Annotated in this window: 1 protein-coding gene; it reads left to right on the top strand. The window is 43.4% G+C overall.

The genetic code is table 11. The annotated features are described in order from the left end of the window. The coding region (locus EXT43_RS20485; protein ID WP_165385128.1) for an IS3 family transposase at positions 1-482 on the top strand (482 nt) is incomplete at both ends.

The following is a 482-nucleotide window of genomic DNA, read 5'->3' as shown; positions in this document are numbered from 1 at the left end:
TGTATCCCGGGCTATAGAAAGCTTTGGGAAGCAGCGGTAGCACATGGCTTTGATTGCAGTAAAGGACGTGTGCAGAGGCTGTTACAAAGCGTTGGCTATCGTTCAAAATCAGGTAAGAGACGCTATACAAGTCGCGCGAAGATAGAAGGTACAATCAAAGCGAGTAATTTATTACGGCGTCAGTTTAATGTTGATACAGCAAATACCGTGTGGGTATCAGATATCACACAAGTACGCTGTAAGGATGGTTGGCAGTATTTATGCGTCATCCTTGATTTGTATTCTCGTAAGGTTGTTGGCTGGGTAACAAGCCGTATAAACAACGCCGAGTTAGTTATTAAAACACTGAGAAAAGCATGGTCAGCACGTAAACCTGATGGTGCGAACTTGCTCTTTCATTCAGACCAAGGAGCTCAGTATGTCGCAAAGGAAACAGTGAAGTGGTTAACTAATAGAGGTGTCACAGTGAGTATGTCTAGAAA

The sequence above is a fragment of the Pseudoalteromonas sp. CO109Y genome, assembly GCF_004208935.1.
Taxonomy (GTDB): domain Bacteria; phylum Pseudomonadota; class Gammaproteobacteria; order Enterobacterales; family Alteromonadaceae; genus Pseudoalteromonas; species Pseudoalteromonas shioyasakiensis.
Note: the sequence above shows the minus strand (reverse complement) of the source record. Positions and strands in the feature narration are given on the sequence as shown.